General features: G+C 69.6%; 21 protein-coding genes and 1 pseudogene. 11 read left to right on the top strand and 11 right to left on the bottom strand.

Features of this window, described 5'->3' with window-relative positions; genetic code table 11:
* Positions 1-55 precede the first annotated feature (55 nt).
* Genes AC0KUR_RS12205 through AC0KUR_RS12195 form a run of 3 tightly spaced genes read right to left on the bottom strand, consistent with a single transcriptional unit; the run spans position 56 to position 2,656 of the window.
* Entirely contained in the window at positions 56-235 is a 180-nt protein-coding gene (locus tag AC0KUR_RS12205) for a hypothetical protein (RefSeq protein WP_034187692.1), read from the bottom strand.
* Positions 207-1,214, bottom strand: a complete 1,008-nt coding sequence (gene cydB / locus AC0KUR_RS12200; RefSeq protein ID WP_034187693.1) for a cytochrome d ubiquinol oxidase subunit II — start codon at positions 1,212-1,214, stop codon at positions 207-209. Before cydB ends, AC0KUR_RS12205 begins: the two co-directional genes overlap by 29 nt.
* Before the next feature lie 29 nt (positions 1,215-1,243).
* On the bottom strand, positions 1,244-2,656 hold the full coding sequence (locus AC0KUR_RS12195) for a cytochrome ubiquinol oxidase subunit I (protein WP_473375954.1): 1,413 nt from the start codon (positions 2,654-2,656) through the stop codon (positions 1,244-1,246).
* 503 nt (positions 2,657-3,159) lie between these two features.
* Here AC0KUR_RS12195 and AC0KUR_RS12190 point away from each other — a divergent pair.
* The 3 genes from AC0KUR_RS12190 to ltaE all read left to right on the top strand — a co-directional run bounded on the left by AC0KUR_RS12190 (position 3,160) and on the right by ltaE (position 5,187).
* A complete protein-coding gene (locus tag AC0KUR_RS12190) occupies positions 3,160-3,492 on the top strand; it encodes a hypothetical protein (RefSeq protein WP_049033456.1) in 333 nt (110 codons plus the stop codon).
* Positions 3,493-3,505: 13 nt separating this feature from the next.
* Positions 3,506-4,057 (top strand): YMGG-like glycine zipper-containing protein, encoded by a 552-nt coding sequence (locus AC0KUR_RS12185; RefSeq protein ID WP_226252480.1) that lies wholly within the window; start codon positions 3,506-3,508, stop codon positions 4,055-4,057.
* Between the two features lie 116 nt (positions 4,058-4,173).
* Positions 4,174-5,187, top strand: coding sequence for a low-specificity L-threonine aldolase (ltaE, locus tag AC0KUR_RS12180; RefSeq protein WP_034187698.1), 1,014 nt, complete (start codon positions 4,174-4,176; stop codon positions 5,185-5,187).
* 40 nt (positions 5,188-5,227) lie between these two features.
* On the opposite strand, the gene AC0KUR_RS12175 is transcribed toward ltaE, so the two are convergent.
* Positions 5,228-6,136 carry an HTH-type transcriptional regulator ArgP gene (locus tag AC0KUR_RS12175; RefSeq protein WP_069705697.1) on the bottom strand — a complete coding sequence of 303 codons (909 nt, stop codon included), beginning with the start codon at positions 6,134-6,136 and terminating at the stop codon, positions 5,228-5,230.
* A 302-nt stretch (positions 6,137-6,438) separates the two neighbouring features.
* Between AC0KUR_RS12175 and AC0KUR_RS12170 the strand changes: the two genes are divergently transcribed.
* Both AC0KUR_RS12170 and AC0KUR_RS12165 read left to right on the top strand, forming a co-directional pair.
* The gene (locus AC0KUR_RS12170; protein ID WP_473375953.1) at positions 6,439-7,509 is read left to right on the top strand and encodes an MBL fold metallo-hydrolase; all 1,071 of its coding nucleotides are present in this window, start codon (positions 6,439-6,441) and stop codon (positions 7,507-7,509) included.
* A 121-nt stretch (positions 7,510-7,630) separates the two neighbouring features.
* Positions 7,631-8,291: pseudogene (locus AC0KUR_RS12165) on the top strand (glutathione S-transferase family protein).
* A 103-nt stretch (positions 8,292-8,394) separates the two neighbouring features.
* Here AC0KUR_RS12165 and AC0KUR_RS12160 read toward each other — a convergent pair.
* Positions 8,395-9,087, bottom strand: a complete 693-nt coding sequence (locus tag AC0KUR_RS12160; RefSeq protein ID WP_034187701.1) for a phosphatase PAP2 family protein — start codon at positions 9,085-9,087, stop codon at positions 8,395-8,397.
* A gap of 429 nt (positions 9,088-9,516) precedes the next feature.
* Positions 9,517-10,749 (bottom strand): MFS transporter, encoded by a 1,233-nt coding sequence (locus AC0KUR_RS12155; RefSeq protein WP_059559070.1) that lies wholly within the window; start codon positions 10,747-10,749, stop codon positions 9,517-9,519.
* A gap of 101 nt (positions 10,750-10,850) precedes the next feature.
* On the opposite strand from AC0KUR_RS12155, the gene AC0KUR_RS12150 reads away from it, so the two are divergent.
* A complete protein-coding gene (locus AC0KUR_RS12150) occupies positions 10,851-11,834 on the top strand; it encodes a LysR family transcriptional regulator (RefSeq protein ID WP_473375952.1) in 984 nt (327 codons plus the stop codon).
* Between the two features lie 30 nt (positions 11,835-11,864).
* On the opposite strand, the gene AC0KUR_RS12145 is transcribed toward AC0KUR_RS12150, so the two are convergent.
* Together AC0KUR_RS12145 and AC0KUR_RS12140 are read right to left on the bottom strand one after the other, a co-directional pair.
* Positions 11,865-12,503 (bottom strand): 2-hydroxychromene-2-carboxylate isomerase, encoded by a 639-nt coding sequence (locus AC0KUR_RS12145; RefSeq protein WP_034187704.1) that lies wholly within the window; start codon positions 12,501-12,503, stop codon positions 11,865-11,867.
* A gap of 142 nt (positions 12,504-12,645) precedes the next feature.
* A complete protein-coding gene (locus AC0KUR_RS12140) occupies positions 12,646-13,464 on the bottom strand; it encodes an IclR family transcriptional regulator (RefSeq protein WP_473375951.1) in 819 nt (272 codons plus the stop codon).
* A 172-nt stretch (positions 13,465-13,636) separates the two neighbouring features.
* Between AC0KUR_RS12140 and AC0KUR_RS12135 the strand changes: the two genes are divergently transcribed.
* From AC0KUR_RS12135 to AC0KUR_RS12120, 4 genes are all read left to right on the top strand, one after another.
* Positions 13,637-14,623 carry a hydroxymethylglutaryl-CoA lyase gene (locus AC0KUR_RS12135; protein WP_473375950.1) on the top strand — a complete coding sequence of 329 codons (987 nt, stop codon included), beginning with the start codon at positions 13,637-13,639 and terminating at the stop codon, positions 14,621-14,623.
* Entirely contained in the window at positions 14,620-15,912 is a 1,293-nt protein-coding gene (locus AC0KUR_RS12130) for a CaiB/BaiF CoA transferase family protein (RefSeq protein ID WP_226252482.1), read from the top strand. The genes AC0KUR_RS12135 and AC0KUR_RS12130 overlap by 4 nt, the downstream gene beginning before the upstream one ends.
* Positions 15,913-15,995: 83 nt before the next feature.
* Positions 15,996-17,303 (top strand): MFS transporter, encoded by a 1,308-nt coding sequence (locus AC0KUR_RS12125; RefSeq protein WP_034187708.1) that lies wholly within the window; start codon positions 15,996-15,998, stop codon positions 17,301-17,303.
* A gap of 1 nt (position 17,304) precedes the next feature.
* A complete protein-coding gene (locus AC0KUR_RS12120; protein WP_124608526.1) occupies positions 17,305-18,426 on the top strand; it encodes an amidohydrolase family protein in 1,122 nt (373 codons plus the stop codon).
* Between the two features lie 15 nt (positions 18,427-18,441).
* Here the strand turns inward: AC0KUR_RS12120 and AC0KUR_RS12115 are convergent, their stop codons facing one another.
* The 3 genes from AC0KUR_RS12115 to AC0KUR_RS12105 all read right to left on the bottom strand — a co-directional run bounded on the left by AC0KUR_RS12115 (position 18,442) and on the right by AC0KUR_RS12105 (position 19,868).
* On the bottom strand, positions 18,442-18,918 hold the full coding sequence (locus tag AC0KUR_RS12115) for an SRPBCC family protein (protein WP_226252483.1): 477 nt from the start codon (positions 18,916-18,918) through the stop codon (positions 18,442-18,444).
* Between the two features lie 127 nt (positions 18,919-19,045).
* Positions 19,046-19,531, bottom strand: a complete 486-nt coding sequence (locus AC0KUR_RS12110; protein WP_059559063.1) for an SRPBCC family protein — start codon at positions 19,529-19,531, stop codon at positions 19,046-19,048.
* Complete coding sequence (locus tag AC0KUR_RS12105) at positions 19,503-19,868, bottom strand: ArsR/SmtB family transcription factor (RefSeq protein WP_226252503.1); 366 nt, start codon at positions 19,866-19,868, stop codon at positions 19,503-19,505. Before AC0KUR_RS12105 ends, AC0KUR_RS12110 begins: the two co-directional genes overlap by 29 nt.
* Before the next feature lie 205 nt (positions 19,869-20,073).
* On the opposite strand from AC0KUR_RS12105, the gene AC0KUR_RS12100 reads away from it, so the two are divergent.
* Positions 20,074-20,604: a GNAT family N-acetyltransferase gene (locus AC0KUR_RS12100; protein ID WP_473375949.1), complete on the top strand. Its 531-nt coding sequence runs from the start codon at positions 20,074-20,076 to the stop codon at positions 20,602-20,604.
* The last annotated feature ends 1 nt before the right edge of the window (position 20,605 follow it).

Raw genomic sequence — 20,605 nt, 5'->3', positions numbered from 1 at the left:
CGACAACGAAAAAACGGCCGCCCCGACCGTCGTTCGACCGGGGCGGCCGCCTGGCTTACTTCACGGCGAACAGCGTCAGGTTCATGAAGATCTTGAACGCATAACCGAGCGTGACGGCGCCGATCACGCCGCCAGCCCACAGCACGACGAACCACATCCAGCCGCGCATCCGCGGCCGTGGCGCCTCGGGCGGGCGATCGGCGGAATCAGTGGTGGTAGTAATGCTGGTCTTCATGGCGCACCTTGCCTCGGAATACCCAGTAACCCATCGTCGTGTAGGCGATGATGATCGGGAGGATAACCGCTGCGCCGACCAGCGTGAAGGTCTGGCTCGAACGCGGCGCCGCCGCTTCCCAGATCGTCATCGTCTGAGGAATCGCATACGGGAACAGCGTGACGAGCAGGCCGACATAGCCGAGCAGCACCAGCGCCAGCGCGAGCACGAACGGCGTCATGTCGTGCCGGTCGCGTACCGCGCGGCGCATCCACACCGCGCACCCGGCGACCAGGAACGGCACCGGTAGCAGGCGCCAGAACAGCCCCGAGTCGAACCAGCGCTGCGCGATGGCCGGATCCTGCAGCGGCGTCCACAGGCTGACGACCGCGATGAAGCCGAGCAGCACGACGGTCAGCGGCCACACGACGCGATGCAGGCGGCGCTGCAGGTCGCCTTCGGTCTTCGCGACGAGCCAGCAGCAGCCGAGCAGCGCATAGGTGACGATCAGGCCGAGGCCCGTCAGCAGGCTGAACGGCGTGAGCCAGTCGAACGCGTCGCCGGCGAACACGCCGTCCTTCACGTTGATGCCCTGCAGGAACGCGCCGAGCGCGATGCCCTGGAACAGCGTCGCGCCGGCCGAGCCGCCGATGAACGCGAGATCCCACAGCTGCTTCGTGCGGCGCGCCTTCGCGCGGATCTCGAACGACACGCCGCGAAAGATCAGGCACACCAGCATGAAGATCAGCGGCAGGTACAGCGCGGACAACACGGTCGAATAGACGATCGGGAACACCGCGAACAGCCCCGCGCCGCCGAGCACGAGCCACGTCTCGTTGCCGTCCCATACGGGGGCGACCGTGTTCATCATCAGGTCGCGTTCCTTCTCGTCCGGGAAGAACGGGAAGACGATGCCGATGCCGAGGTCGAAGCCGTCGAGCACGACGTACATGAAGAGCCCCAATGCGATGATCGCGGCCCAGATTACGGTGACGTCCATAGATTTTCTCGTATGCGGATGGGGTGGGCTCAGACGGTCTCGATCAGCTCGTCGACGGCCGACATCGGGCGGCGCGCGGTGTGATCGGGGCGCGTGTCGGGCGTGTCGTCGTGCTTCACGTCGGGCAGCGCGGGGCCGGCCTTCATCAGCTTGAGCATGTAGTACACGCCGGTGCCGAACACGAGGAAGTACACGATCACGAACGTCATCATCGACAGGCTGACCTGCTGCACCGACAGCGGCGACACGGCCTGCGCGGTACGCATCACGCCGTACACGACCCACGGCTGGCGGCCCGCTTCGGTCGTCACCCAGCCCGCGAGCAGCGACACGAAACCGGTCGGGCCCATCACGAGCGCGAAGCGCTGGAACCCCTTCGATTCATACAGGCGGCCGCGGCGGCGCAGGAGCCACGCGAGCGCGGCGAGGCCGATCATCGCGAAGCCGAGGCCGACCATGATCCGGAAGCTCCAGAACACGACCGTCGAGTTCGGGCGGTCTTCCGGCGGGAATTCCTTCAGCCCGCGGATTTCGCCGTCCCAGCTGTGCGTGAGGATCAGGCTGCCGAGGTGCGGCACCTGCACCGCGTAGCGCGTCGTTTCCGCCTTCATGTCCGGGATGCCGAACAGGTTGAGCGCCGTGCCGCCCTTTTCGGTTTCCCACAGCCCTTCGATCGCGGCGATCTTCGCGGGCTGGTGCTTCAGCGTGTTGATGCCGTGCTGGTCGCCGATCACGGCCTGCAGCGGCGTGAGCACGAGCAGCAGCCACAGCGCCATCGAGAACATCTTCTTCACGCCCTTGTCGCGGCGCCCCTTCAGCAGGTGCCACGCGCCTGTCGCGGCCACCACCAGCGCCGCGACGATGAACGCGGCGATCGCCATGTGGAACAGGCGGTACGGGAACGACGGATTGAAGATGATCGCGAACCAGTCGGTCGGCACGACGCGGCCGTCGACGATCTCGAAGCCCTGCGGCGTCTGCATCCAGCTGTTCGACGCGAGGATCCAGAACGTCGAGATCAGCGTGCCGATCGCGACCATCAGCGTCGCGCCGAAGTGCGCGCGCGGGCTCACGCGGTTCCAGCCGAACAGCATGATGCCGAGGAAGCCGGCTTCCAGGAAGAACGCGGTCATGACCTCGTACATCAGCAGCGGCCCGGTGACGGCGCCGGCGAAGCTCGAGAAGCCCGACCAGTTCGTGCCGAACTGGTAGCTCATCACGACGCCGGAGACGACGCCCATCCCGAACGCGACCGCGAAGATCTTCGACCAGAACAGACAGAGGGTCTTGTAGTACTGCTTGCCGGTCTTGAGCCAGCGGTATTCGAGCACGGCGATGAAGCTGGCGAGGCCGATGCTCAGTGCCGGAAAGACGATGTGAAAGGAGACGGTGAACGCGAATTGCAGGCGGGCCAGATCGAGGGCCGAAAGTGCGGTGTCCATACCAGATGACCGAAGCTGACGATACCCGCCGGCGGGTGCCGGCGGACCCCGGCGGACAGGCGTCGGGGTTGGCTGGAGTATGCGTCGCGATGTTGCACCGCGAAATGCGCCAACTCGTCGCAGATGTCCAGCCCGCCGCGCGCGATGTCGGGATAAATCGTTGATTCGTATCAAGAAGCCTGTTCGCGGCGCGCACGACCATGGCGTGGCGGTCTGACGCACGTGCGTCAATATGGCGCGCCGCGTCATCGGAACGGTTTCGATCGTCCGGAAACGGCGCGGCGGGCAGCCCGTGCGCGGCGCGCGAGGCAGCCGATCCGTTTCGGCGCGTTAGCGCGTAATGCACGCGGCCGTGGCGGCGGGGCGGTGCCGGGAGCGGCTGTCACACGGGTAACGCCGCGCAACATTGGCGCGGCCGGCCGTAATGGATGCCGGATCGCGCGCGGCGTAGCGTTTCGGGTGTCGGGTTCGTATCGGCGAACCGGCCTGCTGGAGAACGTGACGTGAATGGATTGAAGCTCGCGCTGGGCGCGGCAGCCGCGGTGGCGCTCGCGACGGGCGGCGTCGCGCATGCCGCCCGGGTCGGGGTCTATGTCGGCCCCGGCTTCGGCTACCCGTATTACTACCCTGTCGTCCCCGCGCCTTACTACTACCCGCCGCCCGTCGTCGCGGTACCGGTCGATCCGCCGCCGCCGCCCGAATATGTCGAGAAGGGCCAGCCGCAGGACAACGGCGACGCGAACCTCTGGTATTACTGCGACGCGTCGAAGCACTACTACCCGTATGTGAAGACCTGCAAGTCGGGCTGGCGATCGGTGCCGGCGCGGCCGCAGTGACGGAGGCGCGACGATGACATCCGCATTTCGATTCTTGCGCGTGCCGGCCGCGCTGGCGCTGGCCGGCTGCCTCGGCGCATGCGCGTACCTGCCGACCGGGCCGAGCGTGATGGCGCTGCCGGGCACCGGCAAGTCGTTCGACCAGTTCCGCGCCGACGACGGCAACTGCCGCCAGTACGCGTTCGGGCAATCGGGCGGCGTGAGCGCCGGGCAGGCGTCGACCGCCAGCGCGGTCGGCAGCGCCGCCGTCGGCACCGCGCTCGGCGCGGCGGCCGGCGCCGCGTTCAACGGCGGCACCGGTGCGGCCGTGGGCGCCGGCGCGGGGCTGCTCGCGGGCAGTGTCGTCGGCGCGGGCGCCGCGCAGGGCTCGGCCTACGACGTCCAGCGCCGCTACGACTACGCGTATCTGCAATGCATGTACGCAACGGGCAATCGCGTGCCGGTGCCGGGCGGAATGAGCGGCGGCAGTGGCGGCGGGTATGGCGGCGGCGGATACGGCGGCGCGCCGCGCGCGGCGCCGCCGATGCCGCCGGCCGGCGTCCAGCCGCCGCCGCCGCGATACTGACCATGCGATTGCCGCTCGACGGGCGGCACGCGCTGCGTGAATTGCGTACACTCTGAGTCTCGTTTCGGCAGGGCCGGACGCAGCGATGCCGGCCCGCGTTTACTCAGGGCATAGCGATGATCGATTTACGCAGCGATACCGTGACACGTCCGAGCCAGGCAATGCTGGCCGCCATGACTGCCGCCGAGACCGGCGACGACGTGTGGGGCGACGACCCGACCGTGCTGCGCCTGCAGGCGGTGACGGCCGAGCGCGCGGGCAAGGAAGCCGGCCTGTTCTTCCCGAGCGGCACGCAGAGCAACCTGGCCGCGCTGATGTCGCATTGCGAGCGGGGCGACGAGTACATCGTCGGCCAGCTCGCGCACACCTACAAGTACGAAGGCGGCGGCGCGGCCGTGCTCGGCAGCATCCAGCCGCAGCCGATCGAGAATGCGCCGGACGGCACGCTGCCGCTCGCGAAGATCGCCGCGGCGATCAAGCCGCTCGACAATCACTTTGCCCGCACGCGCCTGCTCGCGCTCGAGAACACGATCGGCGGCCAGGTGTTGCCGGACGGTTATGTGCAGGAAGCCGTCGCGTTCGCGCGCAGCCGCGGGCTGTCCGCGCACCTCGACGGCGCGCGCGTGTGCAACGCGGCCGTCGCGTCGGGGCGCCCGATCGCCGAGCTGTGCGCGCCGTTCGACACCGTGTCGATCTGCTTCTCGAAAGGGCTCGGCGCGCCGGTCGGCTCGGTGCTGGTCGGCAGCCGTGCGCTGATCGAACGTGCGCAGCGCTGGCGCAAGGTGCTGGGCGGCGGGATGCGGCAGTCGGGCATTCTCGCGGCGGCGTGCCTGTATGCGCTCGACCACAACGTCGAGCGGCTCGCGGACGATCACGCGAATGCCGCGCATCTCGCGGCAGGCCTCGCGCGCATCGACGCGGTGAAGGTGCTGTCGCATGCGACGAACATGGTGTTCGCGCAATTTCCCGAAGCCGATTGCGCGCCGCTCGAGGCGTGGCTCAAGGCGCGCGGGATTCTCACGCAGATGTTGTATGCGTCGCGCTTCGTCACGCACTGCGACGTGTCGCGCGCGGATATCGATACCTTCCTCGGCGCGGTCGGCGACTACTTCTCGCAGCGGCGCGCGTAACGGCCGCGAGCCGGCTGCGTCGCCGGCTCGCCACCTCACGTCATTTCGGCAGCGGCGCGAGCAATCGGCGCGCCGCTTCGACGACGCGCGCCGACAGCGACGCCATCGTCGGCGACTGCACGGTCCACGCGTGCCAGTACAGCGTGACATCGGTCGGATGCGCGGGCGCGAGATCGACGAGCCCTTGCGCATCGAGCGGCGTCGCGCCGATCAGCGGCTCCGGCACCATCGCGTAGCCGAGCCCGTGCCGCACCGCCGCGAAGTGCGAGTGGGTGCCGGGCACGTAGTGGCACGGGTACGCGCCGTCCGGCAGCCCGAACTTTTCCTTCAGGAACGACGACTGCAGCGTGTCGCGCCGTGAATACGCGACGACGGGCGCCTTGCGCGCGCTCGTGCGGTTCAGTCCGCGCGGGAACCAGCGCACCGCGAACGCGGCGGCCGCGAGCAGCCGGTAGCGCATCGTGCCGAGCGGCGTCGCGATGCAGCCGCGCATCGGCTTCGGTTCGGTCGTCACGCAGCCGACCGCCATCCCGCTTTCGAGCAGCGCGAACGTATGGTCCTGATCCTCGACGATCAGCTCGAACAGGATGCGCTCGCCCGCGAGCACGGATGTCAGCGCGGGCAGGAACCACGTGCCGAGGCTGTCGGAATTCAGCGCGATCGTCACCGAGATCGGCGATTCGCGCTCGGTCGCGAGCGTGCTTTGCAGGTCGGCCTGCAGCAGCGCGACGCGGCGCAGATGCTGCAGCACGCGCTGGCCGGCCACCGTCGGTCGGCATGGCCGCGTGCGCAGCACGAGCGGCGTGCCGAGGCTGGCTTCCAGCGCGCGGACCCGCTGCGTGACGGCGGACGCGGTCACGTGCAGGCGCACGGCCGCCTGCTCGAAGCTGCCGGTGTCGGCGACGGCCAGCAGCGCGGCGGCCTGCTTCGGATCGATCGTCATCGACATGTCGGTGGCATTCCTGTGAACTGTGACGAAAACAGGCCGTAGTGTAAGGCAGTGCGCGCAACCATCCGGGCGTGGCGAATCGTCCCGGCGTGTGCGATTCGTCTTCGGAATCGGTCGCCGCGCACCGTACCCCGGCGGCGCATGCATTTTGATCTACGCTGTAGGGAGGGCGAAACGCAACGCGCGCGATGCCGCTCGCGCGACGGCGATGTCATCATGCCGACGCCGGTGCCGGACGACGATGTGCGGCACGCAGGCCCGCCCCCACCTCACCGAAGAACCGGCGACGGAGAACCCGAGCGATGATCTTCCGGCAACTTTTCGATCCGCAATCGTCGACTTACACGTATCTGCTCGCCGACCACGCATCGCGCGAAGCGCTGCTGATCGACCCGGTGTTCGAGCAGGTGCGCCGCGACGCGGCGCTGCTCGACGAACTCGGGCTGCGGCTCGTCGCGACCGTCGACACGCACGTGCATGCCGATCACGTGACCGGCGCGTGGCTGCTGAAACAGCGCACGGGTAGTGCGATCGCGATCTCGGCCGCGAGCGGCGCGCAGGGCGCCGACCGCTACCTGAACGACGGCGACCGCTGCGCGTTCGGCGCGCGCTACCTGACCGTGCGCGCGACGCCCGGCCACACGAGCGGCTGCATCAGCCTCGTGCTCGACGACGAATCGATGGCGTTCACCGGCGATTGCCTGCTGATCCGCGGCACCGGCCGCACCGACTTCCAGCAGGGCGACCCGCGCGCGCTGTATCGCGCGGTGCACGGCCGGCTCTTCACGCTGCCGGCCGCCTGCCTGCTCTATCCGGCGCACGACTATCGCGGGCTCACGGTGACGAGCGTCGGCGAGGAGCGGCGTTTCAATCCGCGCCTCGGCGGCGACCTCAGCGAGGACGATTTCGCGGGCTACATGCGCAACCTCGGGCTCGCGCACCCGCGCCAGATCGACGTCGCGGTGCCGGCGAACCTCCAATGCGGGGTCGCCGCGAACGCGCCCGATGCCCAGGCGGCGCCCGATTGGGCGCCCCTCGTCTATACGTTCGCCGGGTTCTGGGAAATCGATCCGCAGTGGCTCGAGGATCATCTGTCGGCCGTGCAGGTCGTCGACGTGCGCGAGCCGGACGAATTCACGGGCCCGCTCGGGCACCTGCCCGGCGCGACGCCGATTCCGCTCGGCGAGCTGGCCGCACGCGCCGGCGAGATCGCGCGCGACCGGCCGGTCGTGACCGTGTGCCGGGCCGGCGGGCGCTCCGCGCAGGCCACCGTGATCCTGCTGAAGGCCGGCTTCGACGCGGTCGCGAATCTCGGTGGCGGGATGCTGCGCTGGCGCGCCGAGGGGCGCGTCGTGATGGACGGCCGGTCGTAGCGATCCGAAGCCGAAAAAAATGCCGGACCGATGTCGAAACGGCCCGGCGCCGTTCGTCGTCCAGGTATCCGACCACGTGGCGCCGCACGACGCGGCGCCCACCACCCAGAGAGGCCGCGCGATGATGCCGACGCTTTACGCCCATCCCTTTTCGTCCTACTGCACAGAAGGTGCTGACCGCGCTGTACGAGAACGGCACGCCGTTCGAGTATCGCCTGCTCGCGCACGACGATCCGAAGCCGATGCAGGAACTGACCGCGCTGTGGCCGCTGAAGCGCTTTCCGGTGCTGGTCGAGGCGGGCCGCACGGTGATCGAGGCGTCGATCATCATCGAGTATCTCGGCCTGAACCATCCGGGCCCCGTGCGCCTCTTGCCCGACGATCCGCACGCCGCGCTCGAGGTGCGGATGATGGATCGCTTCTTCGACAACTACGTGTCGACGCCGCAGCAGAAGGTCGTGCACGACGCGTTGCGCCGGGAAGGCGAACGCGATGCACGCGGCGTCGCCGATGCGCGCGCGATGCTCGATACGTCGTATGCGTGGCTGGACCAGAAGATGGCCGATCGCGAATGGGCGGCCGGCGATCATTTCAGCCTCGCCGATTGCGGCGCGGCGCCGTTCCTGTTCTACGCGGACTGGACGCACCGGATCGATCCGCGGTTCGCGAACGTGATCGCGTACCGCAAGCGTCTGCTCGCGCGGCCGTCGTTTGCGCGGGCGGTCGACGAGGCGCGGCCGTTTCGCGCGTTCTTCCCGCTCGGCGCGCCCGATCGCGACTGACGTGCGCGGCCGGCGCGCGGCGCGCCGCTGCCGCGCAGGGCCGGCAGCGCATGCCGGGGCGACGGAACGACAGCAGCAGGGGCAGCATCGCGGCACCGGCCCGTCACATCGTCTGCGTGACCGACTGCGCGAGCGTCAGCAGTTCGTCGAACTGCGTGATCAACTCGAAGCACAGCAGGAACGCGAGCGTATAGGCCGGCGCGGGGAAGCGCCGGATCGTCTCCAGCACCTGCGGCGCGAAGCGCGACCGGATCGCGTCGCGCGTCAGCAGCCACGCGATCGCGATGCCGATCGCGGCGCCCGCGATCAGGTCGGTCGGGTAGTGGAAGCCGAGATACGCGCGCGGCAGGCAGATGAAGACGACCGAATACAGCAGCGCGACGATGCCGATGCGGCGCGCGATGATGAAGATACCGGTCGCGATCGCCATCCACAGCATCGCGTGATCGCTCGGAAACGAACTCCATGCCTGCAGCGTCGCCGCGCGCAGTCCGGCCGACGGGAAGTGCAGGTGGAGATCGGGGTTGTAGATCGGCCGCACGCGGAACGGCAGCACCTGGGCGAGCACCCGGCCGATCGCGAGCGCGACGAGCCCGCTCGCGATCGTCGCGACGACCAGCTCGCGTTGCCGGTCGCGGTTCGGGCCTGGCTGGAACCACAGCCAGCACAGCACGGGAATGAGCACGAAGCCCTTGAATGTGTACAGGCCGGCAATCACGCGAATCGCGTGATTCATCAGCGGGCCGAACGTCACGTGGGTGAGGAAGATCTGGATCGAGGTGTCGAAATCGTTCATGTTCCGGGCGACCCGGGCGGACGCGCAGCGCATGACAGGCGGCCGGCAGGATCGGAAAGCGCGCTCGCACCGGAGCGCAACGGGGGCCAGTATGTCAGCCGTTATTTCGAAGAAAATGCGAAAAAATACCGGGAATCCCCTGATAAAACGGGGTTGTGCGATGGGGTCGGATGGCAACGCGCCGCGCGGTGCGGCAGGGGCGAATCGTCCGACGTTTGCGTGCAGGCGTGCACCGCTGTTGCAAAAATTAATCGGTTGAACTGGCTAATTCGTCAGGCGGATGCGGATCTTGCACCGAATGAACGAATGCGCGCGTCGGTGCGTCCGAATCTGCCGGGCCGCGCAGCACCATGCATGCGCCGATCGAAAATAAAAGAAAAGGCGGGCAAGCCCGTGGGCCTGCCCGCCTCGTCCTCGCGACGGCGGATGTCAGTTGCGCCAGATCCGCACCGCGAGCGCGGCCAGCGACGTCGCGACGGCCAGCGCGGTCACGGCATTCCAGCCCAGTTGCGCGAGCAACAAACTGCCGATCGCGGCGCCGGCCGCCATCCCGATGAACATCCCGACGAACAGCACCGCGTTGAGGCGGCTGCGCGACGCGGGATCGATCCGGTAGACGATGGCCTGGTGCGCGATCAGCGTCGCCTGCACGCCGAGATCGAAGCCGATCGTCGCGAGCGCGAGCAGGACGAGCTGCGCATGCGGCGACATCAGCGGCGCGGCGGCCATCGATGCGAACGACAGCGTCGCGATGCCGATTCCGATGCGCGTGACGCGCTCGGGGCCGTGGTGGTCGGCCAGGCGTCCGGCGATCGGCGCGGCCAGCGCGCCGGCGGCGCCCGCGAGGCCGAATGCGCCGGCAGCCGCGCTGCCGAGATGGAACGGCGCGCCGTGCAGCATCACCGCGAGCGTCGACCAGAATGCGCTGAAGCCGATGGCAAGCAGCCCCTGCGCGAGCGCGGCGCGACGCAGAGCCGGATGATCGCGCCACAGCGCGCCGAGCGAGGCGATCAGCGCGCGGTACGGCAGCCGCGTGGTCGGCTCGAAGCGCGGCAGCCCGCGCGCGGCCACCCAGCCGATTACCGCGACGCTGACGGCCGCGAGCGCGAACATCGCGCGCCAGCCGGCCGTTTCGGCGATGAAGCCGGCCACGACGCGCGACAGCAGGATGCCGAGCAGCAGCCCCGTCATCACCGTGCCGACGATGCGGCCGCGATGCGTGTCGTGCGCGAGCGTCGCGGCGGCCGGCACGACGTCCTGCGCCATCGTCGCGGCGAGGCCGATCGCGAAACTCGCCGCGAGCAGCAGCCCGAGAGACGGCGCGATCGCCGCGAGCAGCAGCGCGACGACCAGCGCGGCAGCCTTGGTCACGATCACGCGGCGCCGGTCGAAGCGGTCGCCGAGCGGCGCGAGCAGCAGGATGCCGAGCGCATAGCCGAGTTGCGTGAGCGTCGGCACGAAGCCGATCGCGCGCGCCGATGCGCCGAGATCGGGCCCGAGCGCGCCGAGCATCGGCTGCGCGTAGTAGAGCGGGGCGACGGCGAGGCCGGCGGCGGCCGCGAGCAGCAGCACGAGCCGGCGATCGGGCATCGAATGGGCGGCCGGATGGGCCGGGGCGTGCGCCACACGGGGCGCGGCGTCGAGACGGGTCGGGGTGGACATGGTGTGCATCCTTGGTTGGATAACGGGATGGACGCGAGTGTGGCGGTACGCGGCCGGCCACGGTAGTGCCGCCTCGCGCAGATTTGTTATACGCTGCACGAATGACCGAAAAATCTTCTGCTTCTCCCGCCGCTGGCGGGTCTCAGCGCGTTCAGGCCGTGCCGGTGGACGGCGCCGGCTATCGTTTCGAGCTGATGGAAACGTTCGTGCGCATAGTCGAGGCCGGCAGCCTGTCGGCGGCCGCTGCGCAACTGCATACGACGCAGCCGACCATCAGCCGGCGGCTGCAGGCGCTCGAACGTTCGCTCGGCATGCGGCTGCTGCAACGGACGACGCATACGATGCGGCTGACCGTCGACGGCGAGCGTTGCCTCAAGCGGGCGAAGGAGCTGCTGGCGAACTGGGCGGCGTTCGAGGCCGATTTGCGCGGCGCGCAGGAGGAGCCCGACGGGCTGCTGCGCGTCGCGGTGCCGCACGCGTTCGGGCAGGAACGTTTCGTCGCGCCGCTCGCGCAGTTCCTGCGCGACTACCCGCGCGTGTCGGTCGAGTGGCTGCTGCAGGACGAGGTGCGCGATTTCGTCGGCAGCGGCATCGATTGCGCGATCCAGGTCGGCGAGCCGACCGATCCCGGCGTGGTCGCGATCCGGCTGACGAAGGTGCCGCGCTTCGTGGTCGCCGCGCCGTCGGTGCTGAACGGCGCCGATCTACCGGGCGACCCCGACGCGCTGGCCGGGCTGCCGTGGCTCGCGTTGCGCACCTACTACCGCAACGAACTCGCGCTGACGCACGCGGTCACCGGCGACACGCGACGCATCGCGATCCGGCCGCGCATCACGACCGCGAACCTGTATGCGCTGCGTAGCGCGGCGCTGCTGGGCGTCGGTGCGTGTGTCGGCTCGTCATGGATGCTGGCCGGCCATCTCGCGCGCGGCGAGCTCGTGCATCTCGCGCCCGAGTGGCAGGCCGCGCCGCTGCCCGTCTATCTGACCTATCCGCACGCGCAGTTCTATCCGTCGCGGCTCGTGCGGTTCGTCGCGATGATGCGCGAGGCCGTGCCGACGCTCGTCGAAGGGCGCGAGGCATGATCGCGCAGGCGCGCGACGGCGGCCGTGCCGTCAGCCGCGCCGGATGCCTTCCGGCAGCGCGCTGATGCGGCGCACCTCGGGCGAGTCGAGCCACGCGCGCGACGTCGCGCAGTCGACGAACATGTCGGTCGCGTCCTCGCCCCAGAACAGGTCGCCGTCGAGCGCGAAGGTCGGCACGCCGAATACGCCGTCGGCGATCGCCCGATCGGTGTTCGCGCGCAGCGCGTCCTTGACCGGCTGTGCCTCGACGGCCGTCACGCCTTCCGGAAAGCCGACGGCTTCGCATAGCGCCGCGAAGCCGTCGGGCGTCGATACGTCGTGGCCGTCGCGCCAGATGTGCCGGAAGATCCGCCGGATCGCGTCGCGCGAACTGCCCATCGCGATCGCGAGGCGCAGCGGCCTGATCGGGTTGAACGGGTGCGCGGGCGGCATCCGGAACGCGATGCCGAGCTTGTCCGCGCGATATTGCGCGTGACGATAGGTGAAGACGCGTTTGGCCGCGATCTCGGCCGGCGCTTTCTGGCCCCAGTGCGTGAGCAGCGCGCCGAGCACGATCGGGCGCGGCTCGAACGCGGCGGCCGGCGGCAACCGGTCGAACTGTTCCTGCTGCAGATAGGCGAACGGCGAAACGAAATCGAAATACCAGGCGGCGGGGCGTGCGGCGCTCATCGCGATTGTCTCCTCGTGCGGGTCCGGTTGGCGGTTATACGCCCGGTGTGCATGCGAGTGGCACACCGGGCGTGCATCGTCGGCCAGTGTCGCATGCGGCGGCCCGTCGTGCCGTCGCATCGCCGCTGTCGTGCGCAATCGCCTACGACCGTGCCGCGTCGTCGGCCGACGACGCGAGCCGGGCGAGGCTGTCGCGCACGGCGGCCGCGTCGTAGCGCGTGCCCGCGCCGCCGAGCGCGACGGTCGCCTTCTGCGCGAGCGGCAGCAGCATGGCGAGCGCCGCAGCCATCGCCGGCGCGGCGGCGAGCCGCGATTTCGGGCCCGACACCGTCAGCGCGCCGACGCATTCGCCGGCCGCGCCGAACACGGGCACGGATGCCGATGCCGTCTCGGGGTCGCGCTCGCCGTACGACGCGGCCCACAGCTGTTCGCGCACGTCGTCCCAGCGGGCGTCGTGGGTGTCGGTGAAGGCCAGCAGCACCTTCCCGGACGCGCCCTGGCGAACCGGAAATTCCTCGCCGACGCGAATCGACACGCGCACGGCGCGGGCCGGTTCGACGCGATAGAGCACCGAACGCATGTCGCCCTGGCGCACGTAGAACGAAGCCGTTTCGCCGAGTTCGCGGCTCAGCGCCTCGAGCAGCGGCTCGATCACCGGGCCGACGCGGAACGAACGCTGGTACAGCGCGGCGAGCCGCAGCGGCTCGTGCCCGATCGCGTACTGGCCGTCGTCGAGCTTGCGCATGAAGCCGCCGTGTTCGAGCGCCGCGAGCAGGCGCAGGATCGTGCTCTTGTACAGCCCGGTGCGGCGCGACAGCTCGGCGAGCGACAGCCGGTCGTCGGTCTGGCCGAACGCACGGAGGATCGCGAACGCGCGATCGAGCACGGCGACGCCGCTGGATGCTTCTTCGGCCGCCGGATCGGGCGTGTCGCCGGTGTGACCTGCTTGATGCGTGGGCACTGACTGCTTCCTTCGAATGATGGTCGGTCCACTATATCGTTCTGTCTGGCAGAACTCAAGTTCCATAAAATCGCGATTTCACGGGTATACCCCGCTTACCGCTCGTTTGCTGCCCGCCTAAAGTTCTGTCAAACAGAATGATGTTCTTTCAGATAGAACGACGAGGTGTCGAATGAGCGTTTCCGAATATCCGAAGGTGCTGGTCAGCGAGGTCGGTCCGCGCGATGGGCTGCAGAGCATCAAGGCCGTGATGCCGACGGCCGGCAAGCTGCGCTGGATCAGCGCGCTGGCCGCGGCCGGCCTGCACGAGATCGAGGTGGGGTCGTTCGTGCCGGCCCGGCTGTTGCCGCAGATGGCCGACGTGCGCGAAGTCGTCGCGCATGCGCGGGCGATTCCGGGGCTGCACGTCGCCGCGCTCGCGCCGAACCTGCGCGGTGCCGAAGGGGCATTCGACGCGGGCGTGCACAAGCTGACGCTGCCGGTCTCGGTCACGGAAGCGCATTCGCTGGCGAACATTCGCAAGACGCCCGCGCAGATGATCGACGAAGTGCGCGCGATCGTCGCGCTGCGCGATGCGCGGTATCCGTCGGTGCAGATCGAGGCCGGCGTGTCGGTCGCGTTCGGCTGCACGATCGCGGGCGCCGTCAGCGACGACGAGACGATCGCGATGGCCGCCGCGATGGCCGAATGCGGTGTCGACGAAATCGGCCTGTCCGATACCAGCGGTTATGCGAATCCGGCCCAGGTGCGCCGGCTGTTCACGCGGCTGCGGCGTGAAGTCGGCGACAAGGCGGGCGGCGCGCATTTCCACAACACGCGCGGGCAGGGGCTGGCGAACGTCGTCGCGGCGCTCGACGCGGGCGTGACGACGATCGACGCGAGCCAGGGCGGCCTCGGCGGGTGCCCGTATGCGCCCGGCGCGACCGGCAACATCGTGACCGAGGATCTCGTGTTCCTGCTCGAAGCGATGGGATACGACACGGGGGTCGACGTCGACGCGCTGCTCGCCGCGCGCGCGATCCTGCATGCGGCGTTGCCCGCCGAGGCGCTGTACGGCCACGTGCCCGATGCGGGTTTGCCGAAGGGTTTCCGCTATGCGGACGGGCGTGTCCCGTCGGCCGCGCAACCGGAAGGATGCCTGGCGGGAGTCGCGCAATGAACGAACGCCAACCGGCCTCGGCGCTGCCGTACGCAGGCGTGCGCGTGATCGAGATGACGCACATGGTGATGGGCCCGACCTGCGGGATGCTGCTCGCGGATCTCGGCGCGGAAGTGATCAAGATCGAGCCGATCGCGGGCGACGGCACGCGGGCGCTGCGCGGTTCCGGCGCGGGCTTCTTCGGGATGTTCAACCGCAACAAGAAAAGTCTCGCGGTCGACGTGAAGGATCCGCGCGGGCTGGAGATCGTGCTGCGGCTCGTTGCCACGGCGGACGTGTTCAGCGAGAACTTCAAGAGCGGCACGCTGGACCGCCTCGGCCTCGGCTATCCGTCGCTGCACGCGCTGAATCCGCGCCTCGTGTACGTGTCGCACAAGGGCTTCCTGCCGGGCCCGTACGAGCATCGCACCGCGCTCGACGAGGTCGTGCAGATGATGGGCGGTCTCGCCTACATGACGGGCCCCGAAGGGCGGCCGCTGCGCGCGGGTGCGAGCGTGAACGACATCATGGGCGGCATGTTCGGCGCGATCGGCGCGATGGCCGCGCTCGCGCAGCGCGAGCGCACGGGCCGCGGCCAGCAGGTGCAGAGCGCGCTGTTCGAGAACAACGTGTTTCTGGTCGCGCAGCACATGATGCAGTTCGCGGTGACGGGGCAGGCCGCGTCGCCGATGCCGAGCCGCATTTCCGCGTGGGCCGTCTATGACGTGTTCTCCGTCAAGGACAACGAACAGATTTTTCTCGCGGTCGTGTCGGACACGCAATGGGCGCTGTTCTGCGATGCATTCGGCCTGGCCGCGCTGAAGGACGATCCGCGCCTCGCGACCAACAACCTGCGCGTCCAGGCGCGCGAATGGCTGCTGCCCGCGTTGCGTGCGCGGCTGGCGTCGTACTCGGCCGCCGAGATCGGCGCGATCTTCGAGTCGACCGGCCTGCCGTACGCGCCGATCACGAAGCCGCAGGACCTGTTCGACGATCCGCATCTGCGCGCCACGGGCGGCCTCGAAGCCGTGACGCTGCCGGCCGACGCGAGCAGCGCCGGGCGGCCGGTGGACACGCGCACCGCGCTGCTGCCGCTCACGCTCGCGGGCGAGCGCCTGCGGCTGCGCTCGGCGCCGCCCGCGATCGGCCAGGACACGCATGCGCTGCTCGGCGAGCTCGGCTACACGCCCGACGACGCGCGTGCGCTGATCGACGCCGGCGTCGTCGCGGGCCGGGGCGGCGCGGACGACGCGGCGCACGGCGACGGGCCGGGCGCCGCGCCTTCGCCGACTGAAGTGGCGAGCGCGTAGCGCGGCCGCGATCCCCCGAACGAACACAGGCAGCCCGGCCGCGCCATGCGCGGACGAGGACCGCCGTATCCATGGAGACGAACATGACATCCGCTTCCCCGGCGCTCGCCGCCGACCGCGAGACCGACACGTCGGCCGAGCAGCGCGCCGTGCGCAAGGCCGCATGGCGCTTCATCCCGCTGCTCGCGCTCGCGTACTTCTTCAACTACCTGGATCGCACGAGCGTCGGGTTCGCGGCGCTCACGATGAACCGCGATCTCGGGCTGACCGCGACGCAGTTCGGCTGGGGAGCGGGGATCATGTTCGCGGGCTACTGCGTGTTCGAGGTGCCGAGCAATCTCGCGCTGTACCGCTTCGGCGCGCGCCGCTGGCTCGCCCGCATCATGATCACGTGGGGGCTGATGGCGGCCGCGACCGCGCTCGCGACCGGGCCGACGAGTTTCTACGCGATCCGGCTGCTGCTCGGCATCGGGGAGGCCGGCTTCTTCCCGGGCGTGATCTTCTTTCTCGCCGTGTGGTTTCCGGCGAGCTACCGCACGCGCGTGCTGGCGTGGTTCACCGTGTCGACGCCGCTGTCGTCGCTGATCGGCGGCCCGCTGTCGACGTGGCTGCTGCAGCTCGACGGCGTGCTCGGGCTCGCCGGCTGGAAATGGATGTTCATCGTCGAAGGGCTGCCGGCGTGCGCGCTCGGTTTCCTCGTCCTGAAGCTGCTGTCCGATTCGCCGGCGCATGCCGCGTGGCTGTCGGACGACGAGCGCGCGGCGCTGCAGCGCGCGTTCGAGCGCGAAGGCGCGGCGGCCGGCCGCAAGAAGGGCTTCGGCGTCGCGTTGCGCGACGTGCGCGTGTACGTGCTGGCGCTGATCTCGTTCGGCTTCACGATGGGCTCGTACGGGATCGGCATCTGGCTGCCGCAGATGCTGAAGGCGCACGGCATGTCGACGATGCAGACGGGCTGGCTGTCCGCGGTGCCGTACTGCTTCGCGACGGTCGCGCTGCTGTGGTGGGCGAAGCGGGTGGACCGTCGCGGCGGCCCGGTCGCGAACCTGGCCGTGGGGCTGTGCATCGGCGCGGTGGCGCTGGGCGTGTCGACGCATTTCCTGACGCTCGGGCCGGCGCTCGTCGGCATCACGTTCGCGTTGATCGGCACGATTGCCGGACGCACGATCTTCTACACGCTGCCGTCGCGCTTCCTGTCCGGCCAGGCGGCGGCCGGCGGGCTGGCGCTGATCAACTCGATCGGCGCGCTCGGCGGCTTCGCGGGCCCCTATCTCGTCGGCTACCTGAAGGACAGCTTCGGCACGTTCACGGCCGGCATGCTCGGCCTCGCGATCGTGCTGGCGATCACGACGCTGCTCACGCTGTCGCTGTACGCGTTCGACCGGAGCGAATGACATGGATACGATTTCGATCAAGCGACGCCGGTTGCTCGGCGCGGCCGCGGCCTCGTTCGCGCTGCCCGCATGCGCCGACACGCCGGCCCACGATGGAGCTTCCCGCATGACGACGCAAGGCAACTATCTCGCGGTCCGCCCCGACTGGCTCGCGTCGGCGCTCGAACCCGCGCTCGAGCCCGACCTGCCGATCGTCGACGCGCATCATCACTTCTACGAACGGCCGGGCTGGATTTACATGCTCGACGACTATCTGCAGGACGCGCGCTCGGGCCACCACATCCAGGCGTCCGTCTACATGCAGGCGCAGACGCGCTATCGCGATTCGGGGCCGGCCGAACTGAAGCCGGTGGGCGAGACGGCCTACGTGGCCGGCGTGACCGAGCCGCTGCAGCACGGCCCGGTGGCCGTCGCCAAAGGTATCGTCGGCCATGCGGACCTGCGGCTCGGCGCACGCGTGCGCGACGTCCTGGAAGCGCATCTCGAAGCCGGACGCGGCCGGTTCCGCGGCGTTCGGCACCTGACCACGTGGGATGCCGATCCGACGCTCGCGAATCCGCTGTCGGCGGTGCCGCGCGGGCTGCTGCTCGATCCCGCGTACCGGGCCGGCGTCGCACAGCTCGCGCCGCTCGGGCTGTCGTACGACGCGTGGCTGTTCTTTCCGCAACTCCCCGAACTGTTCGACCTCGCGAAGGCAAACCCCGACACGCGGATCGTCGTCAATCACTGCGGTGGCGTCGTGCGGATCGCCAGCTATGCGGACAAGCGGCCGGAGGTGTTCGAGCGCTGGTCGGCGTCGATGCGTGCGCTCGCGCAACTGCCGAACGTGTACGTGAAGGTCGGCGGCCTCGGGATGCGCATCAACGGGTTCGATTTCGAGAAGGGCGCGACGCCGCCGTCTTCCGTGCAGCTCGCCGACGCGTGGAAGCCGTGGATGATGACCTGCATCGACGCATTCGGCCCCGGCCGCTGCATGTTCGAGAGCAATTTCCCGGTCGACAAGGGCTCGTATTCGTTCGTCAACGGCTGGAACGCGTTCAAGCGGCTGACCGCGCAGGCCAGCCGGGACGAGCGCGACGCGCTGTTCCGCGGCACGGTCACGCGCGCCTACCGGCTCGGCTGACGCGCGTGCGCGGCGTCACCCGGCTTCCACCAGCGCGGCCAGCCGCGCCAATGCCATCTGCCAGCCCGTTTCGTTGTCGGCGGCCGGCACGCCGGGCGGCACCCCGTCGTGCACGGCATCCACGCGCGTGCCGCCGGCTTCGTCGGACAGCGTGATGGTGATCGTCATCGCGCCGCGCAGCATCGGATCGTCGGTTTCGAACACGTCGATCTCGACGATCCGCTCGTCCGGCACGAGCGTGACGAAGCGGCCGTGATAGGTATCGGTGCGCGCGGTGGTCTTGCCGGTGTCGGCCGACGGCGCGTCGTAGCTCAGCGACACCCGCAGCGCGCCGCCTTCGCGCGCATCGTACGCGTGCACGCGGCACGTCATGCCGTCGGGCACCTTCCACTGCTCGACCGCGTGCGGATCGAGCAGCGCGCGGTAGACGCGCCCGCGCGGTGCGTTCAGGTGCCGGCTGACCCGGGTGGAATGCGTGTGCGTGTGCAACATGTGGCCTCCCGCGGAACGCGCGCGACGGTGCACGCCGGCGGCCGGCGTGTCGTCATGCTTCCTTCAGGAATCCTAGGCGCGGGCGCGGCGGCATGCAATGGCTGCCCGCGCGGGCGCGTTCAGCCGTTCAACGCAGGGCGGCGGCGAAGGCATCGAGCTGCGTGATGCACGTGTTCCAGCCCTCGAAAAAGCCGAGCGCTTCGTGGCGCTCGCGCGTCGCGGCATCGGGATGCATCACGCGCGCCTCGTAGCGGCTGCCCGCGTCGTCGTCGGCCATCGTGACGATCGCCGTGAAGCCCATCCACGGCGTCTGCGGCCGCCAGCCCCCCGCGAGCATCGACGTGAACGCGATGCGCGATTCCGGCACGATCTCGAGAAAGCAGCCGGGATTGTCGCTCGTGCCGCCGTCGGGGCCGCGCATGAACGTGTGGAAGGCGCCGCCCGGGCGCAGGTCGAATGCGCGCACGTCGGTGGTCCACGGCTTCGGGCACCACCATTCCTTCAGCAATTCGGGGTCGGTCCACGCGCGCCACAGCGCACGGCGCGGCGCGTGCAGCGTGCGCGTGATGACGAGATCGTGGGCTTCAGCGGGGTCGACGGGGCTGGCTGACATCGTGCTCCTCCTGATGATGGCGTTCGACGAATTCGACGAGGCGGTCGGATCGCGCCTCCCACAGCGCGCGCTGGGCGGCGAGCCATGTCTCGGCCTCGGTCACCCGGCTGACCACCAGCGCGCAGGTGCGCGAGCGGCCGGTTTTCCGGGTCTGCACGAGGCCGCTGCGCTCGAGCACCGCGACATGCTTCATGAACGACGGCAGCGCCATGTCGAACGGCGCGGCCAGCGCGGAAACGGTTCGCTTGCCCTGGCCGAGCGCGCTGACGATCGCGCAGCGCGTCGGATCGGCGAGGGCGTGGAACACGTCGCTGATACCGGGTTGAAAGTTATCCATTCGGCTAAGTGTAGGCGACGTGACGGGTGATGCAGCGGAAGTTTTCATCGCGTACGATGATGGGGCGGTAACGCGCGCCGACCGGGCGCGGCGTTGCCGGACGCCTGCCGCCGTTTCTTGAGCCTCGACGACCGGCCGGCGTGCGTTTGGGATCCCGGCCCATGCCGAAACCGTGCGTGCGGCCTGCCTGACTACCGGAGAGGGCATGACCGAATCTGTTACCGTCCGTCGGATCGACGCACGCGACGCGATGCGTTGCGTCGACGCGCTGGCCGACCTGTTGATCGATTGCGTCGAAGGCGGCGCATCCGTCAGCTTCATGTTGCCGATCGCGCGGCCGACCGCCGCCGCGTTCTGGACGCGCGTGGCTGAGGGCGTCCAGAACGACGAGCGCATCCTGCTCGTCGCCGAGGATGCGGCGGGCCGGATCCTCGGCACGGTGCAGGTCGTGACCGCGCAGCCCGAGAACCAGCCGCATCGCGCGGATATCGCGAAGATGCTCGTCGCGCGGCACGCGCGCCGGCAGGGCATCGCCGCGCGGCTGATGGCGGCGGCCGACGCGGCCGCGCGCGACGCCGGCAAGACCGTGCTCGTGCTCGACACCGTGACGGGCGGCGACGCCGAGCGGCTGTACGAGCGGGCCGGCTGGCAGCGCGTCGGCGTCGTGCCGAACTATGCGCTGATGCCCGACGGCGCGCTCTGCGCGACGACCTATTTCCACAAGCAGCTCGCGTAAC

The organism is Burkholderia sp. YHN3-13 (genome assembly GCF_055810675.1).
This window is presented reverse-complemented; position numbering and strand designations above follow the sequence as displayed.